We start from the raw sequence: 5,597 nt of genomic DNA on the forward strand, positions 1-5,597 counted from the left end.
GTCGGCCACACCAGCCTCACCCTCTACATCCAGCTGTACCTCTCCGGTTACGGCCTGGAGCTGGAGGACCTCAAGGCGTTCCGCACCTTCGAGAGCAAGACCCCCGGTCACCCCGAGGTCAAGCACACCACCGGTGTGGAGACCACCACCGGTCCGCTGGGTCAGGGCATCGGCAACGCCGTGGGCATGGCCATGTCCGCGCGCTACGAGCGCGGTCTCTTCGACCCGGACGCCGCCCCCGGAACCTCGCCGTTCGACCACACCATCTGGGTGTTCGCCGGCGACGGCTGCCTCCAGGAAGGCGTCTCCGCCGAGGCCGCCTCCCTCGCGGGCCACCAGAAGCTCGGCAACCTCGTGCTCCTGTGGGACGACAACCACATCTCCATCGAGGGCGACACCGAGACGGCTGTCTCCGAGGACGTCCTGGCGCGGTACGAGGCGTACGGCTGGCACGTGCAGCGCGTCCCGCAGGCCGACAACGGCGACCTCGACCCCGCCGCCCTGCAGCTGGCGCTGCTCGCCGCGCAGGCCGAGACCGGCCGCCCCTCGATCATCGCCGCGCGATCGATCATCGCCTGGCCGGCGCCGAACGCGCAGAACACCGAGGCCGCCCACGGCTCTGCCCTCGGCGACGAGGAGGTCGCTGCCACCAAGCGGCTGCTGGGCTTCGACCCCGAGCAGGACTTCCACGTCGACCCCGAGGTACTGGCGCACGCCCGCAAGGTCGTCGACCGCGGACGCGCCGCGCACGCCGAGTGGGACGAGCGGCTCGCCGCCTGGCGCGAGGCCAACCCCGAGCGCGCCGCGGAGTTCGACCGCATCCGGGCCGAGAAGCTCCCGGACAACTGGGAGGACGCGCTGCCGTCCTTCGAACCCGGCAAGGCCGTCGCCACCCGCAAGGCCTCCGGCGAGGTACTGAAGAAGCTCGGCGCCGTCATCCCGGAGCTGTGGGGCGGTTCGGCCGACCTCGCCGGTTCCAACAACACCACGATCGACGGCGACAGCTCGTTCCTCCCTGCCGGCAACCCGCTGCCGAACGCGGACCCCTACGGCCGCACGGTGCACTTCGGCATCCGTGAGCACGCCATGGGCTCGACGATGAACGGCATCGCGCTGCACGGCAACACCCGGATCTACGGCGGCACCTTCCTGGTGTTCTCCGACTACATGCGGCCCGCGGTGCGGCTCGCGGCGCTGATGCGCGTGCCCGTCACCTACGTGTGGACGCACGACTCCATCGGCCTCGGCGAGGACGGCCCCACCCACCAGCCGGTGGAGCAGCTGACCGCGCTGCGCGCGATCCCGGGGCTCAACATGGTCCGGCCCGCCGACGCCAACGAGACCGTCATCGCCTGGCGCGAGATCATGCGCCGCCACACCGACGCCCCGGCGCCGCACGGCCTGGCGCTGACCCGGCAGAACGTGCCGACCTACGCGGCCAACGAGGACACCGTCCGCGGCGGTTACGTCCACACCGAGGCCGAGGGCGGCGACCCCCGTCTGGTGCTGATCGCCACCGGTTCCGAGGTCCAGCTCGCCGTCGCGGCGCGGGAGACCCTCCAGGCGGAGGGCATCCCCACGCGCGTCGTGTCGATGCCGTGCGTCGAGTGGTTCGAGGAGCAGGATCAGGCGTACCGCGACACCGTGCTGCCGCCGTCGGTGCGGGCGCGCGTCGCCGTCGAGGCCGGCGTCGGCCTCACCTGGTACCGGTGGATCGGTGACGCAGGCCGTCTGGTGTCGCTGGAGCACTTCGGTGCCTCCGCCGACTACCAGACGCTGTACCGCGAGTTCGGCATCACCGAGGAAGCCGTGGCGCGGGCCGCCCGGGAGTCCCTCGCCGCAGCCCAGGGCTGACCACACACGACCGAGCAGGAGTTGCGATTCCCATGACCGAAGCACTCAAGCGGCTCTCCGAGGAGGGCGTCGCGATCTGGCTGGACGACCTGTCCCGCCGGCTCATCACCTCGGGCGACCTCGGCGAACTGCTGGACCAGAGCTACGTGGTCGGGGTCACCACCAACCCGGCCATCTTCCAGAAGGCCATCTCCGCCGGGGAGGGCTACGAGCGGCAGGTCGCCGAGCTCGCCGTGCGCGGTGTCTCCGTGGAGGAGGCCCTGCGGATGATCACCACCGCCGACGTGCGGGACGCCTGTGACGTCCTGCACCCGGTGTTCGAGGTGACCGGCGGTCGGGACGGCCGGGTCTCGATCGAGGTCGACCCCCGGGTCGCCCACGACGCCGAGGCCACCGCGGCCGAGGCCAAGCAGCTGGCCTGGTTGGTGGACCGCCCCAACACCCTCATCAAGATCCCGGCCACCCGGGGCGGGCTGCCCGCCATCACCGAGACGGTCGCCCAGGGCATCAGCGTCAACATCACGCTGATCTTCTCCCTGGAGCGGTACCGCGAGGTGATGGACGCCTACCTGACCGGCCTGGAGCAGGCCGACGCCAAGGGCCTGGACATCTCGCGCATCCACTCGGTGGCGTCGTTCTTCGTCTCCCGCGTGGACACCGAGATCGACAAGCGGCTCGACGCGCTGGGCACCGACGAGGCCACCGCGCTGCGCGGCAAGGCCGCGATCGCCAACGCCCGGCTCGCGTACCAGGCGTACGAGCAGGTCACCGCCTCGGACCGCTGGCGTGCGCTGCTCGCCAAGGGTGCCAACGCGCAGCGTCCGCTGTGGGCCTCGACCGGCGTCAAGGACCCGGCCTACCCCGACACCCTCTACGTCACCGAGCTGGTGGCGCCGGGCACCGTCAACACCATGCCCGGGGCGACGCTGGAGGCCACCGCCGACCACGGCGAGATCACCGGCAACACGGTGAGCGCCGAGGGCGAAGAAGGATACGCCCGTGCCCGGGCGGACCTCGACGCGCTGGCCCGGGTCGGCATCTCCTACGACGAGGTCGTCCAGCTGCTGGAGGACGAGGGCCTGGAGAAGTTCGAGACGGCCTGGAACGAGCTGCTGGCCTCCACCAAGGCCGAACTGGACCGGCTCTCACCGAAGAAGGGCTGACAACACCAGTGAGCAGCCACTCCACGGGTGGACAGGGCGGCGACCCCGCCCTGTCCAACCCGCTGCGCGACCCCCAGGACCGGCGCCTGCCGCGGATCGCGGGCCCCTCCGGCCTGGTGATCTTCGGCGTGACGGGCGACCTCTCCCGCAAGAAGCTCATGCCCGCGGTGTACGACCTCGCCAACCGGGGGCTGCTGCCCCCGGGCTTCTCCCTGGTCGGTTTCGCCCGCCGGGACTGGGCGGACGAGGACTTCGCCAAGGTCGTGCACGACGCGGTGAAGGAGCACTCCCGCACACCCTTCCGTGAGGAGGTGTGGCAGCAGCTCTCGGAGGGGATGCGGTTCGTTCCCGGCGTCTTCGACGACGACGAGGCGTTCGAGCGGCTGCGGGAAACCATCAACACGCTGGACCAGGAGCGCGGGACCAGCGGCAACTTCGCGTTCTACCTCTCGGTGCCCCCGAAGTTCTTCCCGACGGTCGTCCGGCAGCTGAAGAAGCACCAGCTCTCCGAACCCCCCGTCGGCAGCTGGCGGCGGGCGGTCATCGAGAAGCCGTTCGGTCACGACCTGGCGTCCGCGCAGGAGCTCAACCGGACCGTGCACGGGGTCTTCCCCAACCACGAGGTCTTCCGGATCGACCACTACCTCGGCAAGGAGACGGTCCAGAACATCCTGGCGCTGCGGTTCGCCAACACGATGTTCGAGCCGCTCTGGAACCGCGGCTACGTGGACCACGTGCAGATCACGATGGCCGAGGACATCGGCATCGGCGGCCGGGCCGGCTACTACGACGGCATCGGCTCAGCACGGGACGTCATCCAGAACCACCTGCTCCAGCTGCTGGCCCTGACCGCGATGGAGGAGCCCGCCTCCTTCGACGCCAAGGCGCTGGTGACGGAGAAGCTCAAGGTGCTGCGCGCCGTGCGCCTCCCCTCCGACCTGGCCCGGCACACGGTGCGGGGCCAGTACAGCGCGGGCTGGCAGGGCGGCGAGCGTGTCCTGGGCTACCTGGAGGAGGAGGGCATCGACCCCGAGTCGGTGACCGACACCTACGCGGCGCTGAAGTTGGAGATCGACAACCGCCGTTGGGCGGGGGTGCCGTTCTACCTGCGCACGGGCAAGCGGCTGGGGCGCCGGGTCACGGAGATCGCGGTGGTCTTCCAGCGCGCCCCGTACTCGCCGTTCGACGCCACCGACACCCGGGAGTTGAACAACAACGCCCTGGTGATCCGCGTGCAGCCGGACGAGGGGGTGACGCTGCGGTTCGGTTCGAAGGTGCCGGGCACCCAGATGGAGATCCGCGACGTCACGATGGACTTCGCCTACGGCGAGTCCTTCACGGAGTCCAGCCCCGAGGCGTACGAACGGCTGCTGCTGGACGTGCTGCTGGGCGACGCCAACCTCTTCCCCCGCCACCAGGAGGTCGAGCGGTCCTGGGAGATCCTCGACCCGGTCGAGGAGTTCTGGGCCGAGCAGGGGAAGCCGGAGCCCTACACCGCCGGCACCTGGGGCCCGGAGGCCGCGGACGACATGCTCGCTCGGGACGGACGGAGTTGGCGGCGGCCATGAAGATCGACCTCACGGACACGACGTCCGGACAGATCAACGCGGCGCTCATGAAGGCCCGGCGGGCCACCGGCTCGCCGGCCGTCGGCATGGTGCTGACCCTGGTCCTGGTCACCGACGAGGGCAACCACTACGACGCGCTGCGCGCGGCCAGCGAGGCGTCCAAGGAGCACCCCTCGCGCATCCTGGTCGTGGTGCGGCGCCCGGGGCGGTCGCCCCGGGACCGGGCCCGCGCCCGGATGGACGCGGAGGTGCGCGTCGGTGGCGAGACCGGCGCCGGGGAGACCGTGCTGCTGCGGCTCCACGGCGAGCTCGCCGCGCACTCCTACAGCGCGGTGCTGCCGCTGCTGCTGCCGGACGCCCCGGTGGTGGTGTGGTGGCCGGAGGACGCGCCCGAGCGGCCCGCCTCCGACCCGCTGGGGGCGCTCGCGCAGCGCCGGATCACCGACATGGCCGCCGCCGAGGACCCGGTGGCCTGCCTGGCCCGGCGCGAGGCGGCCTACGCCCCGGGCGACACCGACCTCGCCTGGACCCGGATCACGCCGTGGCGCAGCATGCTCGCCTCCGCGCTGGACCAGCGGCACGCGCCGGTGACCGGCGCCGTGGTCGAGGGCGAGGAGTACAACCCCAGCACCGAGCTGCTGGCGCTGTGGCTCGCCGACCGTCTCGGTGTCCCCGTCCGGCGGGTGCTCTCCGCCGGACCGGGCATCACCGCGGTCCGGCTCCACACCGCCGACGGCGAGATCTGCCTGGACCGGCCCCACGGTTCGCTGGCGGAGCTGGCCGTCCCCGGCCAGCCCGAACGGCATGTCGCGCTGCACCGGCGCGACACCGCCGAGCTGATCGCGGAGGAGCTGCGGCGGCTGGACCCGGACGAGGCGTACGCCTCGGCGCTGCGGTTCGGGGTGGCGCGGCTGGCACACCTCCCGACGTCCGAGGCGTCGGCCGACGGGGAGGCGCAGCCCGCCCCGGCCGACGCCGCACCCGCGACTCCGGAGGCGTCGGACGCCGCCGC

At 71.9% G+C, this 5,597-nt stretch carries 4 protein-coding genes; all 4 read left to right on the forward strand.

Translation table 11 applies throughout. From position 1 onward, the window contains the following. Positions 1–1,854: transketolase (gene tkt, locus HCJ92_RS21540; protein WP_167935276.1), on the forward strand; the 1,854-nt coding region annotated here is incomplete at its 5' end. Between the two features lie 32 nt (positions 1,855–1,886). Further along, complete coding sequence (tal, locus tag HCJ92_RS21545; RefSeq protein WP_167935277.1) at positions 1,887–3,017, forward strand: transaldolase; 1,131 nt, start codon at positions 1,887–1,889, stop codon at positions 3,015–3,017. A gap of 8 nt (positions 3,018–3,025) precedes the next feature. Further along, positions 3,026–4,585 (forward strand): glucose-6-phosphate dehydrogenase, encoded by a 1,560-nt coding sequence (gene zwf, locus HCJ92_RS21550; protein WP_338054306.1) that lies wholly within the window; start codon positions 3,026–3,028, stop codon positions 4,583–4,585. After that, on the forward strand, positions 4,582–5,597 hold a 1,016-nt coding region (opcA, locus tag HCJ92_RS21555), incomplete at its 3' end, for a glucose-6-phosphate dehydrogenase assembly protein OpcA (RefSeq protein WP_167935278.1). The genes zwf and opcA, both read left to right, overlap by 4 nt.

The sequence above is a fragment of the Streptomyces spiramenti genome (assembly GCF_012034385.1).
Lineage (GTDB): Bacteria > Actinomycetota > Actinomycetes > Streptomycetales > Streptomycetaceae > Streptomyces > Streptomyces spiramenti.